Origin of the sequence: Streptomyces sp. NPDC088707 (assembly GCF_044752725.1) — a bacterium.
Classification (GTDB): Bacteria; Actinomycetota; Actinomycetes; order Streptomycetales; family Streptomycetaceae; genus Streptomyces.
The window spans coordinates 361,713-379,740 of record NZ_JBIVLV010000001.1 but is presented as its reverse complement, the minus strand read 5'-3'; the positions used below and the strand labels follow the sequence as shown (position 1 = coordinate 379,740).

At 72.9% G+C, this 18,028-nt stretch carries 15 protein-coding genes; 5 read left to right on the top strand and 10 right to left on the bottom strand.

Annotated elements, in window-relative coordinates:
* The first annotated feature begins 15 nt into the window (after nucleotides 1-15).
* On the top strand, nucleotides 16-1,659 hold the full coding sequence (locus tag ACIP84_RS01855; RefSeq protein WP_401793333.1) for an alpha/beta fold hydrolase: 1,644 nt from the start codon (nucleotides 16-18) through the stop codon (nucleotides 1,657-1,659).
* Between the two features lie 346 nt (nucleotides 1,660-2,005).
* Nucleotides 2,006-2,860 carry a DMT family transporter gene (locus tag ACIP84_RS01850; RefSeq protein WP_401793330.1) on the top strand — a complete coding sequence of 285 codons (855 nt, stop codon included), beginning with the start codon at nucleotides 2,006-2,008 and terminating at the stop codon, nucleotides 2,858-2,860.
* Between the two features lie 56 nt (nucleotides 2,861-2,916).
* On the opposite strand, the gene ACIP84_RS01845 is transcribed toward ACIP84_RS01850, so the two are convergent.
* The 8 genes from ACIP84_RS01845 to ACIP84_RS01810 form a co-directional block, all read right to left on the bottom strand.
* On the bottom strand, nucleotides 2,917-3,843 hold the full coding sequence (locus ACIP84_RS01845; protein ID WP_401793327.1) for an ABC transporter permease: 927 nt from the start codon (nucleotides 3,841-3,843) through the stop codon (nucleotides 2,917-2,919).
* Nucleotides 3,840-4,970 (bottom strand): ATP-binding cassette domain-containing protein, encoded by a 1,131-nt coding sequence (locus ACIP84_RS01840; protein WP_401793324.1) that lies wholly within the window; start codon nucleotides 4,968-4,970, stop codon nucleotides 3,840-3,842. The genes ACIP84_RS01845 and ACIP84_RS01840 overlap by 4 nt, the downstream gene beginning before the upstream one ends.
* A gap of 166 nt (nucleotides 4,971-5,136) precedes the next feature.
* A complete protein-coding gene (venA, locus tag ACIP84_RS01835) occupies nucleotides 5,137-5,292 on the bottom strand; it encodes a class IV lanthipeptide venezuelin (protein WP_015031827.1) in 156 nt (51 codons plus the stop codon).
* A 45-nt stretch (nucleotides 5,293-5,337) separates the two neighbouring features.
* The gene (gene lanL, locus ACIP84_RS01830; protein WP_401793321.1) at nucleotides 5,338-8,145 is read right to left on the bottom strand and encodes a class IV lanthionine synthetase LanL; all 2,808 of its coding nucleotides are present in this window, start codon (nucleotides 8,143-8,145) and stop codon (nucleotides 5,338-5,340) included.
* Between the two features lie 197 nt (nucleotides 8,146-8,342).
* Nucleotides 8,343-9,137, bottom strand: coding sequence for an SDR family NAD(P)-dependent oxidoreductase (locus ACIP84_RS01825; RefSeq protein ID WP_401793318.1), 795 nt, complete (start codon nucleotides 9,135-9,137; stop codon nucleotides 8,343-8,345).
* A 168-nt stretch (nucleotides 9,138-9,305) separates the two neighbouring features.
* Nucleotides 9,306-10,709 carry a sulfatase gene (locus tag ACIP84_RS01820; RefSeq protein ID WP_401793315.1) on the bottom strand — a complete coding sequence of 468 codons (1,404 nt, stop codon included), beginning with the start codon at nucleotides 10,707-10,709 and terminating at the stop codon, nucleotides 9,306-9,308.
* Nucleotides 10,710-10,807: 98 nt separating this feature from the next.
* Complete coding sequence (locus ACIP84_RS01815) at nucleotides 10,808-10,900, bottom strand: putative leader peptide (protein ID WP_401793312.1); 93 nt, start codon at nucleotides 10,898-10,900, stop codon at nucleotides 10,808-10,810.
* Nucleotides 10,901-11,124: 224 nt separating this feature from the next.
* Nucleotides 11,125-12,570: a purine-cytosine permease family protein gene (locus ACIP84_RS01810; protein ID WP_401793309.1), complete on the bottom strand. Its 1,446-nt coding sequence runs from the start codon at nucleotides 12,568-12,570 to the stop codon at nucleotides 11,125-11,127.
* 284 nt (nucleotides 12,571-12,854) lie between these two features.
* On the opposite strand from ACIP84_RS01810, the gene ACIP84_RS01805 reads away from it, so the two are divergent.
* A complete protein-coding gene (locus ACIP84_RS01805) occupies nucleotides 12,855-13,538 on the top strand; it encodes a class I SAM-dependent methyltransferase (RefSeq protein ID WP_401793306.1) in 684 nt (227 codons plus the stop codon).
* Between the two features lie 77 nt (nucleotides 13,539-13,615).
* On the top strand, nucleotides 13,616-14,242 hold the full coding sequence (locus ACIP84_RS01800; protein WP_401793303.1) for a hypothetical protein: 627 nt from the start codon (nucleotides 13,616-13,618) through the stop codon (nucleotides 14,240-14,242).
* 70 nt (nucleotides 14,243-14,312) lie between these two features.
* Here the strand turns inward: ACIP84_RS01800 and ACIP84_RS01795 are convergent, their stop codons facing one another.
* Nucleotides 14,313-14,750, bottom strand: coding sequence for a peptidase inhibitor family I36 protein (locus ACIP84_RS01795; RefSeq protein WP_401793301.1), 438 nt, complete (start codon nucleotides 14,748-14,750; stop codon nucleotides 14,313-14,315).
* Between the two features lie 165 nt (nucleotides 14,751-14,915).
* Nucleotides 14,916-15,851 carry a hypothetical protein gene (locus ACIP84_RS01790; RefSeq protein ID WP_401793298.1) on the bottom strand — a complete coding sequence of 312 codons (936 nt, stop codon included), beginning with the start codon at nucleotides 15,849-15,851 and terminating at the stop codon, nucleotides 14,916-14,918.
* Between the two features lie 570 nt (nucleotides 15,852-16,421).
* Here ACIP84_RS01790 and ACIP84_RS01785 point away from each other — a divergent pair.
* Nucleotides 16,422-17,954, top strand: a complete 1,533-nt coding sequence (locus tag ACIP84_RS01785; RefSeq protein WP_401793295.1) for a family 43 glycosylhydrolase — start codon at nucleotides 16,422-16,424, stop codon at nucleotides 17,952-17,954.
* The last annotated feature ends 74 nt before the right edge of the window (nucleotides 17,955-18,028 follow it).

Genomic DNA, 18,028 nt, shown 5'->3' with positions numbered 1-18,028 from the left:
TCCGGAGGACGCAAGATGTCCCCTCGCACGACCCCTCGTCGGCGCCCCGCCCGACGGCTCCCGGCGACGCTGGCAGGAGCCACGGCAGGCGCCCTCGTCGTCGGCCTCGTCGCGATGCCCGCACACGCCGACTCCGGCGCCGAAGGCCCGAGCGGCCCGAACGGTCCGATCGGCACAGTCGCCCGTACGGTCGGCGACGCCCGCTTCCAACCGGGCCCCTGCCCCAGGACCGCGGACCCGACCCCGGATCTCGCGCGGGCCCGCTGCGGCACCCTCACCGTGCCCGAGAACCGCTCCCGGCCCCAGGGCGCCCACAAGCCCGACGGGCCCAGGGCCCACGAGGGTCGCAGGATCACCCTCGCCGTCGCGATCATGCCCGCCGAGTCCCGCACCCCGGCACCCGACCCGATCGTCTGGTTCGCCGGCGGACCCGGCGACGACGCGGTCTCCGAGATCCCGATGGCGCTCGCGGGCGACCTGAACCGCGACCGCGACGTGATCTTCATGTCCCAGCGCGGCACCTACTCGGCCGACCCGGTGCTCACCTGCCCGAACATCGACGAGTTCAACGCCCGCGCCCTCGCCCTCGTCTCCAACGCGCCCTCCACCGGCCGGCTGCACGTCGAGGCGACCCGGGCCTGTCGCGACCGGGTGGACGGCCTGGGCGCCGACCGCAGCGCCTACAACGACATCGAGAGCTCGGCCGACTACGACGCCCTGCGCAGGACGCTGGGCGTCAAGAAGTGGAACGTCTTCGGCATCTCCTACGGGACCCACCTGGCGCTCAACTACATGCGCCTGCACCCGAAGGGCATCCGGTCGGTCGGCATCGACGGCGTCCTGCCGCCGTCCCTGGCCGGCGGGGCCGTCACCTGGAAGGCCGCGCGAGAGGGCTTCGACGGCCTGTTCAAGGCCTGCGAGGAGCAGCCCGCCTGCAACACCCGCTACCCGAACCTGAAGGCCACCTTCCTCCGCCTCGTCAGCGAGCTGGAGGCCGACCCGATCACCACCACCGTCACCGTCCCGGTCCACCCCGAACCGGTGAAGGTCGTGCTCGACGGGGGCAATCTGGTCGCCTGGCTGACCTCGGCCACCCACGTGGCGGCCGGCGTGCCCCGCTCCCTCGACGAACTCGCCCACGGCGACCCGCAGCGGATCGCCGAGCAGCTCGCGGGCGGCAAGTACAGCCCGCAGGCCGTCGGAAGGGTCGCCCACGGACTGGTCTACGGCGTCTTCTGCAGCCAGTGGACCCCGTACGAGAGCCGGGCCGACATCATCCGGGGCGGACGCCGCGCGTTCCCGTCGTTCCCCCGATCGATGCTGGCCAACGCCCCGCAGCTCGCCTGGCTCCACGACGACTGCCGTGCGTGGGACGTCCCCCCGGCGCCTTCCTGGATCCGGGACGTGACCCGCAGCGACATCCCGACCCTCGCCCTGTCCGGTGGCTTCGACGCCCAGACCGCACCCAGCAACGGGGCCTACGTGGCCCGTACGCTGAGCCGGTCCCACGCCGTCACGGTCCCCTACGTGGCCCATGTGGTCTTCGCCGACTCGCCGTGCGCCCAGACGATCACCAACTCGTTCTTCGCCGACCCCGCCGCGCCGGACACCCGCTGCCTGGCCGGCCTCCAGCCGCCGCAGTTCGAGATCGCGCCCTAGGCCCTGTCGTCAAACTCCCGTCTGCCCCGCGACGCCACGCACGCGCTCTCGCCGCACCGGGCACAAGCCCGAGTACGTCCAGTACGAGGACTTGCGCCCGGCACGCCGAGAGCACGCACCTGACGCCGCGGGGCCGCCCTTCGGGCGACGACGGGAGTTTGACGACAGGGCCTAGGCACGACCGGCACCGCACCCAGGACACACCCCGCCGCCCGGCCCGCCGCTCGTATCGGAGCGAGGGCCGGGCGCGTCGGTGCGAGAGCGGGATTGGCCCGACCGGGTCCTCCGTACGGGCGCCCGCCGGTGTCGCCCCGCGGCAGGCCGCCGCCCCGGTGAGGATCGGACCATGGGCGTCGTCCTGCCGGTTCTCTTCTCGCTGTTCGCCGCGTTCAGCAACGCGCTGGCCACGGTGCTCCAGCGGCGCGCGGCGCTCACCGTCCCGCAGTCCGACTCCTTCCGGCCGGGACTGATCCTCGACCTGCTGCACCGCCCCCTGTGGCTGGCCGGCATCCTCGCCGTCATCGCCGCGGGTGTCGGGCAGGCGGCGGCCCTCGCGACCGGGCCGCTGGCCCTCGTGCAGCCGCTCTTCGTTCTCGAACTTCCCCTCGCCCTGCTGATCGCCACCCTTCTGACGCGCGAACGACTGCCCGCCCGGCTCTGGGTCGCCGTGGCGGGGGTCGTGCTCGGCCTCGGCGTGGCGCTCGCGGCGGCCTCGCCCACCGGCAACCGCACCCACGTCGCTCTGGACCGCTGGGTGCCGGTCCTGGTGGCCTGCGCCGTGGCCGTGGTCGCCCTCGCCGCCGTCGGACTGCGCAGACCGCCCGGGCGCGCGCGGGCCGGCTGTCTCGGCGCCGCGACGGCGATCTGCTACGCACTCACCGCCGCCCTCATGAAGACGTCCATGCACATCCTCGGCGACGGCGGCATCGGCGCCTTCCTGACGGCCTGGCAGACCTACGCCTTCGGCGCGGCGGGGATCGCGGCCCTTCTGCTGCTCGAACACGCCATGCAGGGCGGTCCGCTCGTCGCCTCGCAGCCCGCCCTCACCCTGGGCGACGCGACCGTGAGCCTGGCCCTCGGCGTCCTGCTGTACGAGGAGCACGTACGGGCGGGCTGGTGGCTGCTGCCCCAGCTCGCGGGGGTCGCCCTGATCGTCCTCGGGGTGTTCGCGCTGGCCCGCAGCGGCGTCGGCACGTCCTGACCACGCACGCCGGCGGTGTGTCACGCAGGACGGTTGCGCCCTGCCGGACGCCGGTCTCACTCCGGACGGTTGAAGCGGCGCGCGGCCCAGAGCAGTGCGAGGAGGCCCGTGGTGAGGAGGAGGCCGGCTTCGAGGGGGAGGGGCGGCTGACGGCCCGCCCACGCGATGCCGGTGGCGGCCTGCTGGTCGGGTACGAGGTGGGTGATGCAGCGGCGGAGCAGGTCCACCGCGTAGGCGAGCGGGTTGGCGGCGGCGAGGGTGTGGGCCCAGCCCGGCAGGGTGTGCAGGGGGAAGAAGCCGCCGGAGAGGAACAGCAACGGCATCATGATCAGGCCGAGGAGCGTGTGGAACGTCTCCGCCCTTCGGAGGGTGACGGCCAGGGCCAGCGCCAGGGCGGTGATGGTGAACGAGGCCAGGACCATCCCGGCGAGCAGCAGGACGAGGAGCAGCGGGTCGTACGGCAGGCCGACCGTGCCGGCGAGGCCGAGCAGTACGGCGCCCTGCGCCGCGGCGGTCATGGTGCCGCCGACGCAGTGCCCCAGGAGGAGGGTGGCGCGGCTGACGGGGGCCATGAGGAGCTCCCGCAGGTAGCCGCTCTGCCGGTCGGTGATCAGACGGATCCCGACCATGATGGCCGGTGTCTGCACCGTCATCATCAGCATGCCGGGGAAGAGATAGGTCTGGTAGCCGACCCCCAGGGAGGAACGGGGGATGAGGGCGGCCAGGCCGCCTCCCAGGATGAGGAGGTAGAGCATCGGGTGGAGCAGCATCAGCGCGGTGTGGGTGCGCTGGCCCGCCAGGCGCAGCAGGTCGCGGTAGACCAGGGCGTGGATCGCGCGCAGCTCGTGCCGGAGCCTGCCCGGCCACCCGCCGCCGTGGCTGCCCGGTCCGCCGAAGACGCCGGGGGCCCCCGAGGCGCCGGGGACCACTCGGCCGTCCGGAGTGTGCGGAGTCTCCGGGGACTTCACCGTGAGGTCCGTCATCGGCCGCCACCGGCTTCCGGCGTGCCTGCGCTCGACGTGGTCGCGCCCGGCACGACGGGGACGGCCGGCGTGTGGCGGGGCTTGGCGGTGTCGAGGCTGCGGCCGGTGTGGTGGAAGAAGACGTCGTCAAGCGTGGGCGGGGCCGCGGAAGCGGCGTGCACGGCGATGCCGTGGCGTTGCAGGGCCGCGCACAGGCGCGGGATCCAGGTGCTGCCGTCCGGAACCCGCAGGGAGACTCCGTCGCCGTCCGCGGTGATGGCCCGCTCCGGCGGCACGATGTCGCGCACGGCCCGTCGTGCCGCGGCGTCGTCACCGGTACGCAGCACGACCAGGTCGTCCCCGATCGCGGCCTTCAGCGCGAGCGGGGTGCCCTGGGCCACCACGCGGCCGTGGTCGATGATGGCGAGGCGATCGCAGTTCTCCGCCTCCTCCAGGTAGTGGGTCGTGACGAAGAGCGTGCTGCCGTGCCGGTCGCGCAGCGCGCGCAGATGCTCCCAGACCAGGGCGCGGGCGTGCGGGTCGAGGCCGGTGGTCGGTTCGTCCAGGAACAGCACACGGGGGGAGTGCAGCAGGGCCCGCGCGATCTCCAGGCGGCGTCGCATGCCTCCCGACAGGGTGCGTACGGGGGAGCGCCGCCGGTCGGTCAGCCCGGCCGTCTCCAGTACCCCCGCGGCGCGCGAGCGGGCGTGGCGGCGGGGCAGACCGTAGAGCCGTGCGTGGATGTGGAGGTTCTGCTCGGCCGTCAGGTCCGCGTCCAGGGCGCTGTGCTGGAAGAGCATGCCGACACGCCGCCGTACCTCGTGGGGCCGACTGACCACGTCGGCCCCGGCGACCGTGGCGTGACCGGCGGTGGGGCGGGCCAGGGCACACAGCACGGCGATGGTGGTGGACTTCCCCGCGCCGTTGGGCCCGAGGAAGGCGAAGGTCTCGCCCTGCGCCACGTCCAGGTCCACGCCGCGTACCGCGTGGGTGGTCGTGCCCTGCGGGCCCGGGTAGCTCTTGACCAGGCCGCGCATGCTGATGGCGTGCCCGGGGTCGGCTTCGTGGCCGGCGGCGGGCGGGCCGGCGACGGCGGCCGTCATGAGGGCTGCGGGGGCGAGGCCCTCGACACCGGCGGTTCGTTGCATGGGGTCGGGTCGGTCCTCGTCACCGGCGGGTGGCTGCATGCTGTCGCGTCCTCGTCTACGGGTTCGCCGTCCGTGGCCGTCCGTGGCCACCGCGGGCGCGTGGAAGGGGGGACATCCGGCCGGCGGCTTCCCGGGTGGGCCGCCGGCCGGATGGTGGGGGCCTGTGCTACGCGCAGCTGATGCCGATACAGACCGTGTTGAGCAGGGTCAGCAGGCCGACGCACTCACACGTCGCGGCGAACGGCGCTCCGTCGACACCGACGGGGTCGGTCTCCGGAAGGGCGTGGAGGTGGGCGAGCAGTTCGATGTCGTGGTTCTCCATGGGGCTCTCCTTCGTTTGTTGAACTGGCGGCAGACTCCCTGCCGCTCAGGCCGGCAGCTGGACCATCCAGTGCCGGGGATCGGCGTGACGGATCCGCAGGAGGAAGGCGAGGATTCCGGCAGATCCGTCGCTCCAGCTGGTCGAGACGTCCCCGTACTCGTTGGGGAAGACCACCTGGGCATGGCGTTGGGCCCTCTCGCTGACGATGAGGCGGGCCAGGTCCTCGGCCATGGTCCGGTGGACGGGGTCACCCGTCGCGTCCGCCATGTCGAGGAGGAAGTCACCGTTGCCCGCAAGCCCGTGGCACTGGGCGAGGGCGGCGCGGGAGGCGCGCTCGGTGACGGCGTACGTACTGCGGTGGGCGAGGTCGCCGAACCTGTCGTCCCCGGTGGCCTGCCACAGCCGGACGAGGAACGTACCGATGCCCGCCGCGCCATGGCACCAGTACGGTGCCGTGGGCAGGTCCCCGGCCTGGGCGGGCCATTGGGCCGCCTCGCCGGTCAGCACGGCATCCGCCAGCAGCTGTTCGCCGACCTCCACCGCGAGGTCCCTGTGCTCCGTGCGCCCGGAGACGGTCGCGGCGGCGAGGAGGAAGCATCCGATGCCGGCGCTTCCGTGGGCGAAGCCGAGGTAGCGTTTGCCGCCCTCCGGCGAGGCGGCCTCGGCGGGAACCGGCCAGCTCACTCCGGACGGGTCACGCCGCGCGGCGGCGACCAGCCGGTCGGCCGCGTCGACGACCAGTTCGGCGAAGCGCGGATCACCGGTGCGCCGCCACAGGTGGACCGCGGCCAGCCCGCTGCCCGCGCTGCCGTGGGTGATGTCGTGATGGGGCGTCGCCTGCTGCGGGGCCAGTGCCAGAGCCGACGCGTGGCCCATGAGTCCGGGGTCGTCCACGGCCCGCCCGGCGTCGTACAGCGCCCAGGCGGTGCCGCGTCCGCCGAAGTGCAGGCCGGGGCGCGGGGAACGGAGATCGGCGCGGTCCGCGATCCAGCGGCCCGCGGTGGAGATCAGCTCGGGCAGACGGTCGTCACCGGTGAGTTCCCAGTACCGCGTCAGCACGGCCAGGACACCGGCCGCGCCCTGCTGCACGGTGCAGGGGTCGGACTCCCCGGCCAGGGTGGACACGGGCCACAGCCGGTGCTCGTCCGCGGGAGTCATCGAATCGATGAGATGCTCCACCATGCCGGTCACGGCACGGTCCACGGTCCCGGTCATCGCGTCATGCGGAGCGTCACCCGGGCTGCCCGCGGAGCTGCCCGCGTGGCCGCCCGTGGCACTGTCCGCATGGCCGTCATCGCGGCGGTGGTCACGCCGGTCGTCGCGGCGAGCGCTCCGCGGCGGGCGGGGGACGGAGCGGCTTCGTGGCCGCCAGGGCTCCGCCTTCAGGAGGGCCTCGCGCGCCCGGGCAGGCTCCCACCGCTCGGCGGGGTCGTCCTTCATCAGCCCGAGGACCATCTCGGCGAGGTCGTCCGGCAGTCGGAGCGGCCCCCGGCAGGCGGTCAGCCATGCGGCGAGCCGCTGCTCCGCCGCCCTGGTCGCAGGCTCCTCGGGCAACAGGTTCGGCACCTTCCCGGCAAGGACGAAGCATGCGGTGGCACCGAGGCTGTAGTAGTCGCCCGTCGGGCTGACGGGCGCGTCGGCCAGCCGTTCGGGGGCGCTGAAGCCGGGGGTTCCCACGCGGGTCGGCAGGGCCGCCTCGTCGTCGAGGACGGCGAGTTCGAGGTCGATGAGGCGCAGTTCGCCGTCCGGACGGACCATGACGTTGCCGGGTGTGAAGTCCCGCAGGACGCAGCCTCGCGCGTGCGCCGCCGCGACCAGGTCCACCAGCCGCCCGACCTGCGCCGGCGCCTCGTCGCGGTAGCGGTCCGCTCCGGCGTCGCGGAAGTGCTCGGCGACCCAGGTCCGCAGGGTCACCCCCGGCACCTCCTCCTGGGCCAGGAAGAGGTGCCCGCCGTGCTCGAACAGCGCCAGCGGCTCCGGAGCGAGCCCCGTGCCCTTGAGCTTCTCCAACGTCCGGGCCTCGGCGCGCAGCCAGTCGCGGACGTCGCATCCGGAGGCGTCGGCCTCCACATGGGGGCGGGCCTCCTTGATCACCACGAGGGCGCCCGTGCCGACGTCGGTGCCCCGGTAGACCCCGCCCTTGTTGGTGTGCCGGATCGCCTCCCGTACCGCGAACCGACCACCAAGCAGCACCGGAGTCCTGGCCGTGGCCGCCGCGTCCGTCCCGTCGGCTCCCTCGGCCGCGCGCGGTACGACGGGAACCGTGGCGGGGAAGGGGCAGACCGCCCAAGAGGGCGGAGCGTACTGGCCGGTGCGCTTGTCCTCCACGGGATTGCCGTCGGGGTCCTCGATGAACCACACCAGCAGACCGTCGTCCGAGAGCCGCCTCCGGCCGACGAACGAGCCGTATCGGTAGTGCACGAGCGAGTCCACGGCGTACGGCTGGTCGGACAGGATCCGGGGACCGGCCAGCCCCGCCGTGGCCCCGTGCAACGCGTGGGCGAGCCGGGCCGCCTCGGCGTCCGAGCGAGGGTAGACGGTGATGAACTTGCCCGAGCTTCCCCGGGGCGTGGCACGGGAGTTGAGCGCGCTCACCTGGTCCAGCGACCGCGCGAACTTGAACGCCGACTCCTCCCGCAGCAGCACCTCAAGGGAGTTCTCCAGGACAGCCGGAGCGGAGGCGGCCGTCGCCGACACGTGCAGCTTCCATCCCTGCGCGCGCCGTGTCCCCGACCCGGGCGTGACCCGGCACCACATCTCGTCCGAGTCGGCCGCCCACCGTGCGCCCGTACCCGTGGCCTGCAGCGCCTTGCGCAGAAGGCCTTCCAGTTCGACTTCGGCAACCTGGCTCATCGGTGTCCTTCTCGACGGTGAGGTCCACTGACCGGAAGGTGCCCGATGACATCACCGGACCAACACGCCCGCGCCCGTATTCACTTGATCCAGCGAGCGCTCAGCGCGATGGCGCCGCCGACGGGTGCGCCCAGCGCAGAAGGAGGCTCACGAGCCGCGACGGATACGCCCCACCCCGGAAGCGACCGGTGTCTCCGCTACGGCAGGATGGAGTCGACGTACCCGCCGTCCACGCGCAGCGCGCCGCCGGTCGTGGCGGACGCGTGCTCGGAGGCGAGGTACACCACCATGTTGGCGATCTCCGCGGGTTCGATGAGCCGCTGCAGCAGGGACTGCGGACGGTACTCGCGCATGAAGACGCGCTGCGCCTCGTCCCACGGCATAGCAGGGTCCACCAGCTCGTACACGAACTGCTCCACGCCGCCCGTGTGCGTGGGGCCTGCGATGACGGAGTTGACCGTGACACCGGTCCCCGCCGCCTGCTTGGCGAAGCCGCGCGTGACCGCCAGAAGGGCCGTCTTGGACATGCCGTAGTGGATCATCTCGGCGGGGATCACCACCGCCGAGTCGCTCGCGATGTTCTGGATCCGCCCCCAGCCCCGCTCGCTCATGCCGGGAAGGTACTGACGGATGAGCCTCACCGCGGCGAGGACGTTCACCTCGAAGTAGCGCCGCCACTCGTCGTCGCTGATCTTCAGCGGGTCGGCCTCGCCGAAGATGCCGAGGCTGTTCACCAGGATGTCCACGTGCGGCAGCGCCTCGGCGGCCAGCCGTGCTCCCCGCTCGGTGGCGATGTCGGCGACCACCGGGACCAGGTCCGCATCGGGGGCCTCGGCGCGCATGCTCGCGATGGCCTGCTCGACGCGCTCCTCGGTCCGCCCGTTGACACCGACGCGCGCTCCGGCCCGAGCCAGACCCGTGGCGATCGCGGCGCCGATCCCCTGGGTGGAGCCGGTGACCAGCGCGGTACGTCGTGTCAGATCGATGAGCATGGGGGACGGGCTCCTTACAGAACGCGATGGATGCGTCGGTCAGCAGTACCCGTCCCCCTTACCCGGCGGGTGGCACGGAGCATCGGAAAACCCCGCACCACCCTTCGTACGGCCCACTCGACGCGGTGCGGCGCCGACGGGCCGCTGCCGCCGCCGGGCCGGCAGGGCTCAGTAGCGGAGCAGCCCCGCGTCGATCCGCTCCCAGGCCGCCCGCAGCTCGGCGAGTCGCGCCGGTTCGAGAGGTGCCCGGTCCGCCTGCTCGCGGGAGTCCTCGGACAGATCGAAGAGCTGGTCGCGACCGGACTTGCCCCGGTAGTACTTCCAGTCGCCGCGGCGCAGCGCCCGCTCGCCCCGCACCCGCCAGAAGAGGTCCCGCTCGGGCACGTCGGCGCCGCGGAGCAGGTGTCCGGCGAGGCTGGTGCCGTCGAGGGGGTACGCGGCGTGGGGGCGGGCCCCGGCCAGGTCGAGCAGGGTCGCCGTCCAGTCGGGCGTGAACACCGGCAGGTCGCTGACCTGGCCACCGTCGATCCGGGCGGGCCAGCGCAGGATCGAGGGGACGCGGATGCCGCCCTCCTGCAGCGAGCCCTTGTTGCCGGCGAGCGGCCAGTTGTACGAGAAGCGCTCGCCACCGTTGTCGCTGGCGAAGAAGACGAGCGTGTCCTGCTCCTGCCCGGAGCGCTTCAGCGCCTTGAGGACCTGCCCGATCGAGCGGTCGAGGTCCTCGACCATCTCCTTGTACTTCTCGACGGAGCCGCCGTCCTGGTGCCACAGGGCGGAGCGGTCGCCGGCCTTGATCCGGCGGACGATCTCGTCGCTCGCCTCCTTGTCGCCGTCGGCGATCCAAGGCCAGTGCGGGGTGGTGAAGTTCAGATTGAGCAGCCAGGGCTTGTCGTGGTCGCGGCTGACGTACTCGCCGGCCCGCTCGGTGAGGATCCGGGTGTAGTAGCGCAGGTCCTTGTACTCGGCGTCCCCCTCGTAGAGGTCGTACTCGCCACCGAGACCGAGCTTCGAGTAGTACTCCAGCGCCCCGCCGAAGTTGCCGAAGAACTCGTCCCAGCCGGAGCGGGTGGGGGAGTAGTCGGGAAGGTAGCCGCAATGCCACTTGCCGATGAGGGCGGTGGCGTAGCCGGAGTCCCGGAGGAGCGAGGCGAGCGTCGGATGCGTGGGCTCCAGGCCGACGGACCTGTCGGCGATCGGTTCGGCGAGTCCGCCCTTCGTACGGCCCGGGTAGCGGCCGGTGTAGAGGCTGAAACGGGTGGGGGAGCAGGTCGCGGAGCCGGAGTAGGCGTCGGTGAAGCGGACGCCCTCGCGGGCGAGACGGTCCAGGTGGGGGGTGCGGATGTGCGGGGATCCGTACGAGGAGAGGTCGGCCCAGCCGAGGTCGTCGCCCAGGATGAAGAGGATGTTGGGTCGTCGGGAGTGGCGGCGGGGGTGTGCGGCTCGGAAAGGCCGCTCCCGCGGGTCGCCCTCGGGAGCCGCTTGGGCGGCGGACGCGGTGGCTCCGAGGGCGGCGGCAGCTGCGGCACCGGCGGCGACCCCGCCGAGGGCGCGGCGGGACAGGGGCGTGGACATACGGGTCTCCAGAGGGCGTGCGGGCATGCCTCCGGGGCTCGGTGGACGGGGTGAGCGGAGGAAGCGTGGGTGCGGGGTGAGCGGGAGGGCGCGACCGGTCAGGGGCAGCGACAGACAGCGCTCGCGACACGGGCGAGGTCCACGTGTCGGCGCTGGACGCGGGTGACCGAGCGGTCACGCAAGGGCTGCATGGGTCAGGAGTCTTGTCGAGGCGGAAGGGGCCGTCAACGGCGTAAGGGCAGGTTGACGCGCGTAGTTCGCATGATCGAAACGCCCGCGAACCCCGGGACACGCGGGTCGGGACCAGCGCCGGGGCACGGCTGTCGGGTGGGGCGGACGACGAAGCGTCGGGCCGGAGCGGTCGTACCGCTCCGGCCCGACGCTTCGCCGTCCGGTGGGCGCGTGCCGTACGGGGTCAGCCGACGGGCGCAGCCGCGTCGTCGGCCTCGGTCACGGCCGGGTGGATCGTCTCGGCCGGCGGGTCGGCTGTGCGCCGCACCCACAGCCAGTACAGGGCCGCGGTGACCACGAGCCCGACGATCCACGAGATGTCGGCGCCGTCGAGCCTCTCGGTGATCGCGCCGGTGTACAGCTTGGTGGCCAGGAACGGGATCTGGACGGCGACGCCCACGAGGTAGCAGGTCAGGGCGGTGACGTTCCAGCGGCCGTAGCGGCCGTTCGGGTCGTACAGGGCGGGGATGTCGACGCGTTCGCGGGAGACCAGGTAGTAGTCGACGAGGTTGATCGCGCTCCACGGGGTGAACACCATCAGGATCAGGAGCACGAAGTTCTTGAAGTTGTTGAGGAAGTCGTCGCTGGCGGCCAGCGCGATGACCATCGACACCGCGGTGAAGCCGACGATGTAGGCGGCGCGGGCGGCGGCCGAGATCCGCGAGCGGCCGTCGAAGGCGGTGACGGTGGTCAGGATCGACATGAAGCCGCCGTACGCGTTCAGACAGTTGACCGTCAGCTTGCCGACCACGATCACCAGGTAGATGAGGACGGCGAGGACCGCGGGCCCGGCGAGGTCGCCGAGGAAGCCCACCTGATCGCTGAGGAAGGTCTTGCCGGCGACGGCGGCGGTGAGCGCTCCGAGCGTCATGGCCCACTGGGAGCCGATGACGGAGCCGGCGAACGTGGACCAGAACGTCGCGCGCGTGCTGGTGTCGCGCGGCAGGTAGCGCGAGTAGTCGGCGACGTACGGGCCGAAGGTCAGCTGCCATCCGGCGCCGAGCCCCACGGCGAGGAGGAAGGTCGCCGTCTCGAAGCCCTTGTTCCCGACGTGCGCGCCGACGTCGTACTGCGTGAACAGCCGCACCAGCAGGTAGCCGAGGCCGAGTACGCCGACGACGGTGGCGATGCGCCCCGCGATGTGGATGAGCCGGTAGCCGGTGACCGCGACCACGGCGGTCAGGGCGCCGAAGACGAGGATGCCGGCGTTCGTGTTGTCGATGTGCAGCATCTCGGACAGTGCCTGGCCGGCCAGGACACTGCCGGTCGCGGCGAAGCCGAGGTACATCAGGATCACCAACAGCAGGGGCAGCACCGCCCCGTGGACGCCGAACTGCGCCCGGCTGGAGATCATCTGCGGGACGCCGAGCCGCGGTCCCTGCGCGGAGTGCAGCGCCATCACGATGCCGCCGAGCACGTTGCCGATCAGGAGCGCGGGTATCGCCCACAGCGCGTCGGCGCCGAAGACGACGGCGAGCGCGCCGTCGACGATCGCGGTGATCTGCATGTTGGCGCCGAACCACAGAGTGAACTGGCTACGCGGCGTGCCGTGCCGCTCGGCGTCGGGAATGACCTCGATGGTGCGCGTCTCCATCGAGAGTCGCTCCCCGGGGGTGTGCTGGACCGGCATGGTGAAGACCTCTCCCGCAGCGATTCCGGTGTGTCCGGACGAAGCGCAGCCGCCGGGGCGTGCTGCGTGCGCCGAATCTCGCATGGGGGTGAACAGGTATCAAGATCCTGAATGGAGAATTTCAGAAAAGTCCGCCGCCGAGTCGACACCCTGTGCAACCCGGAGAGCCGCGCGTGCACACGACGTCCAGTACGGCCGGGCCCGGTCCCCGCGATCCCGCCCCGGCTTTTGCCGGACCGGCAAGAATCGCCGCATGGGAGCGGCTGGATGGGCATGGTGGGTTCGTGACCGAAAACATCGCAGCGGGATCGCCCGCGCCCGACGCTCCCACGTCCACCGTCGACGGATACCTCGGAGACCCCGCAGTACGGGCGGAATGGGACGACCGGTACCGCGACCGGCAACAACTCTGGAGCGGCCGGCCGAACGGCGCGCTCGTGGCGGAGGTCGCCGGACTCACCCCCGGGCGTGTCCTCGACGTCGGCTGCGGCGAGGGCGCGGACGCCGTATGGCTCGCGCACCGCGGCTGGGACGTGACCGGGATCGAGGTGTCGGGCGTGGCCCTGGAGCGGGCGGCCGGGCACGCACGCGACGCAGGCGTCGCCGTTCGCTGGGTCCACGCCGCACTGACGGACGCGGCGCTCCCGCCGGCCTCCTTCGACCTGGTCTCCGCGCAGTACCCGGCGCTGCTGCGCCCCCCCGACGCCGCCGCCGAGCGGGCGTTGATCGCGGCCGTCGCGGTCGGCGGTGTGCTGCTGCTCGTCCACCACGCCGGAATGGACACCCGGCCGCCGGACGACAGCGGCTTCGACCCCGCCGACTACGTCTGGCCCTCGATGGTCGCGGCACTCCTCGGCGACGACTGGGTGGTGGAAGTGGACGAACAGCGCGCCCGCGTGGCACCCGACGGCGGAGCCGGCGCGCACCACACGGACGACCTGGTGCTGCGCGCCCGCCGACTGCGCTGAGCGCGATCCCCTTCGCCGAGAGGGCCAAGATCACCCCGGTCCGTGCCGGGTGGCGAGGTCGAACTAGTCTTCGCCTCATGGCCTTGCGACCTGACGAGTTCTACGACCACGCGCTCGCCGCCGCCGATGCCGAGCGTCGGCTCCCTCTCGCGCGCATGACAGGCTGGAGCATCAGCCCGTTCGAGGCGGACGGACTGCGCGTCTCGCCCCTGCGCCCTCCAGTTCTGCCCGAGCCTCCGCGACACGGTGAGGACCCGGCGGACTGCGAGTCGTGCCGTGACCGCGGCGAGGGGATCTGGTTCAACGACCGCTGGCGACTCACGCGGATCGAGGGAGTCGGTGTGCCCCTCGTTCTCATGCTGCATCCGCTCGAACACCACGACATGGCGGACCTGCCCGACGAGTTGGCGGCCGAGTTGGGAGTCCTGTCCACCCACATCGTCCGCCATGTGCAGGCCCTGCCCCACATCTCGCGAGCCCACGTCTACCGCATCGGGGACGGCGGCGCGCACCTTCACATCTGGTTCTTCGCGCGGCCCGAGGGGCAGACCCAGCTGTACGGGTCATGGATGCCGGTCTGGGACGACCTGCTGCCGGAATACCCGGCAGACGTCGCGGAGGCGGACGCGGCGGTCGTGGCGGACGCGCTGGCTGCCTCCGTCGGCGGGAGTCGCTCGGCCGCCGGCGCACCGACGCACGACTGATCCACCGGCAGAGCGGAGCGCCGGGCAGGCGGGGGAGTCCCGCCGGCCCGGCGCTCCGATGCGATGGACGTCAGCAGGCGGAGACCCACAGGTGCGACCCGACCCGGTCGTTCACGAGTTCGCCCTGGCCGTGACCGGGGCTGAAGAACCTCAGGCCGGACGCGCCGAGGTCGGGAAGGGAATGCCCCTGGTGGAGGCAGACCCACGAGCCGTTCCAGTCGGTGTCACGGTAGAGCTTCACGTCCTCGGCGACGCCGGGGTAGCCGTTGTTCCAGACGTCCGAGACCTTGTCACGGCAGCCGGCCCAGTTGGCGTTCTCCCTGTTCCAACGGCAGTGGAAGCCGCCCGCGTGAGGGTGCTCCCAGGCGTAGAGGAAGCCGTCCGGTCCGGGAGCCGCCGCAGGGGCGACGGCCTCGGGCACGATGCCGCGGGCGTCGGCGACAGGGGCGGACAGCAGGGTGAGGGCTCCGACGGTGAGTGCCGTCGCGAGGGCGCGGAAGATGCGCATGGTGTTTCTCCTTCTCGGATGGATGCGGTGCGATCCGATGCGGTGATTCGGCGGATCGGTCGGTGGATCGGTGGGTGGGCGGGGTGCTGCCGGCCGCTGTTCGTGCCGCGGTCGGCGGGCCGCCGCGTGCGTGCGGCGCGCGGCGGAGCAGAAGGGGCAGGCGGCTCAGGCCTGCGGGACGCCGCTGAGGATCCGGCGGGCGCGGGGCAGCGCGGCGGCCCTCAGCCGGTCCCGCGTCTCGACGTCCGCGCGGTGCTCCTCGGCGAGGAGCCTGTCGTGGTGAGCGTCGAGACGCCGGGCCGTCCGGGACAGTCCCGACTCCACGGCGCACCGCACCTCCGCCAGTGCGAGGCGGATCTCGCGGTCCCTGGGAAGGGGGCGTACGGGGGAGAGCGCGGCGGCACGGGCGGCCGCCGGTGTGGTGAAGGCGTACCCGATACGCCCCATGCACCGCCGCCACGCACCCAGGCTCCTCTGGTAGCCGGCGTCGGCCACGACCCGGCTCCGGAGGATCTGTCGCAGGGTGCCCACGCGGATCGATGACCGGAACCAGGCGCCGAGGTCTCCGTACAGCTGCTGCTGGGCCTCCGCGACACAGCCGCGATCGCTGCGGCGCATGGTTCCGCCGCCCGGTAGGCGTACGGTCAGCCCGTCCGGGGAGGGGCCGTTGGCGGTGACCAGCGCCGCCGCCTTGCGGTCCGCCGGGAGTGCGGCGAAGTAGGCGCGGTTCGGATCGCTCTTCGCGAGGGACTCCCGCTGCCGACGCAGCCCGGCACCGTAGCCGTGCCGCCTGGCCCAGCCCGCGTCGTCGACGACGTACGGGAAGAGCGTGGACTCCGGCTCGTCGCCGAGCGGGAACACGCGGTACGTGAATCCCTGCCGGCCCATGCAGTCGCGCAGCAGCCGTTGTTCGGCGTCGTGGAGCCGCCGATCGTCCGCGGTGGTCACCGTCGTGCCGATGGAGCGCGGTGGGGGCGGCCGTTCGCCCGCCGGCGGCCTGTCGGGGCCCGACAGCACGGTGACGGAGAGCGCGATCGTGGCGCAGGTGACCGCCACGGCGGCGGCGAGCGGGGAGCGGCGGGCATGGCTGTTCCGGGGCATGGGGTCTCCTGCGGTGGGTGGGGGTGCGGTCCCGTGAGGGTCCATCGGTGCTGGTGGTCGCTGCGGGTGCCGGTGTCGCTGCCGGTTGCGTGTGGGTTCCGGTGCCGGTGTGCACCGTGGTGCCGCGTTCCGCGGATGCGCCGTAGTGACGCGGGGAGCACCAGGGACGCGGAGGCACAGGTGGTCGGAACGTCCGGTCGGTGCGCTGCCGTCGAGTGGTGCGGCGGCCGGACAACCGAAGTCTGTGCCGTTCGGCGAGCGGGCCGCAAGCGTGTCCCGGGTGCTGCGGCGAAGTCGGGATGGCGCGGGATCTCCACCTCTCCGACCTGCGGGGACGTCCCTGTCCCGGGACACGGGCGAGCCCGGGACGGGGACAGCGGGCGGACGCTTCGGCCATCGGGTGCAGGCAGCGGCCGCGAACCTCCCCCGTTGTCCCGCCGGCCGCGCAACGTGACGACCGCCGCGTCGTTCTCGTGGTGTGCTCCGCGCCTCCAGGGCGTGGGGAGGAGAACGTCGTCGACCGCGTCGTCCGCGAGGGCGCGTTCGACCCGGAGCGGAAGGAGCCGATCCGTGCACGACCGGACCACAACAGGAGGCGGACCGAGCCGCCGGGCGGGTGCGGGGCGGCCCGGAGGCCTCGGGGCGACCGGCCGGGGACCCGTTCTTCGTCGCCGGGCCTTCGCCGCGGCCATGGCGGCCCTGGGCGCGGCCGCCTGGCTCACCGCGTTCCCCACCGGGGTTACGACACCCGATCCGATCCGGGCCCCGGCGGCCGTACCGGACGCGGTCCGGGGCCGGACGGCGGCGGCACCCCGGTTCCTCCCGGTCGGTGCCGCCGCTCCGTCCCCGGCCGCACCCGTCCTCGACCGGGAGTTCGCCGACCCGGACGTCGTGGAGGTCGGCGGGGTGTTCCACGCCTACGCGACCAACGTCGCCGGCCGGAACGTCCAGCACGCCACCTCCACCGACCTGGTCCATTGGACGGTCGACGAGAAGGACGTCCTGCCGGTGCCGGGCGCCTGGGTCAGGCCCGAGGCCCCGCACGACGTCTGGGCCCCGGAGGTCTTCGACAACGGCGACGGGTTCACCCTCCAGTACACGGCACGCGACCGCGTCGGCGGGCGCCAGTGCATCGGCGCCGCCCTGGCCTCCACGCCCGACGGCCCGTTCCGGCCGGCCGGGGACGAGGCCCTGGTCTGTCCGACGGAGGAGGGCGGCGCGATCGACGCGTCGAGCTACACCGAGAACGGCACCCGCCACCTGCTCTGGAAGAGCGACGGGAACTGCTGCCGACTGGACACCTGGCTCCACATCCAGACCGTCTCGTGGGACGGCACCCGCGTCACCGGGGAACCGGTCCGGCTCCTCAGGCAGGACCGCGGGTGGGAGGGCGGCCTCGTCGAGGCGCCCACCCTCGTCAAACGGGACGGCCGCTACGTCCTCCTGTACTCGGCCGGCGACTACCGCACCGCCGCGTACGCGACGGGCTGGGCGATCGCCGACACCCTCACCGGTCCCTACGTGAAGGGGGACGAGCCGCTCCTGACCACGACGTCCTTCTCGGGAGCGATCGGCGGGCCGGGTGGCCAGGACGTCGTGACCGGGCCCGGCGGCGGGGACCGGATCCTCTTCCACGGCCGGGGCGCCGACCCCTCACGACGCGCGCTGTACGTGGCGGACCTCGGCTTCGCGGACGGCCGCCCGGTCGTCCGGGGCAGCAAGACGCTCTACGAGGCGGAACTCGCGCGGGTGAACCGGGCGACGATCCGCGAGGCGAAGGACGCCTGGGGCGACCGGGCCGTCGGACACATCGACGAATCCGGCAGCTTCGTGGAGTTCCGGATCTACGCGGCCTCCTCGGGACCGCACACCCTGACCGTCCGCTACGGCAACGGCTCGCTGGACGCGGCGGGTGCGCCGGCCGCCGCGACGCACGGCCTGACGGTCAACGGCGCGGCCGCGGGCGTCGTCGACTACCCGTACACGGGCTGGGACGCGTGGCAGCCGCGTGAGGTGCCGGTGGAGCTGCGCGAGGGGTGGAACACCCTCCGCCTGTCGAAGGGGGAGCGCTACACGGAGCTGGACGCCGTGCAGGTGGCGTAGAGCCGCCACCGCGTCGTCGCTCGGACCCGCGCCTCTCGCCCGGACCCGCTTCTCCCGCCCAGGCCTGCCACTCC